The sequence below is a fragment of the Paenibacillus sp. CCS19 genome (genome assembly GCF_033239625.1).
Taxonomy (GTDB): domain Bacteria; phylum Bacillota; class Bacilli; order Paenibacillales; family Paenibacillaceae; genus Paenibacillus_T.
Window position 1 is genome coordinate 1 of the sequence record NZ_BTCK01000151.1, and the last position, 209, is coordinate 209.

Consider the following 209-nt stretch of genomic DNA (forward strand, 5'->3'; position numbering starts at 1 on the left):
CTCGAACCTACGACACCCTGATTAAAAGTCAGGTGCTCTACCAACTGAGCTAATGGCTCTCAATGGCTGGGGATCAAGGATTCGAACCTTGGCATGACGGAGTCAAAGTCCGTTGCCTTACCGCTTGGCTAATCCCCATTAATAAGATGGTGGAGGCTGACGGGATCGAACCGCCGACCCTCTGCTTGTAAGGCAGATGCTCTCCCAGC

1 tRNA gene is annotated in these 209 nt (G+C 53.1%); it reads right to left on the reverse strand.

The features are described from left to right. Positions 1–63 precede the first annotated feature (63 nt). Positions 64–138 (reverse strand) — tRNA-Gln (locus SBI19_RS29490). Between the last annotated feature and the right edge of the window lie 71 nt (positions 139–209).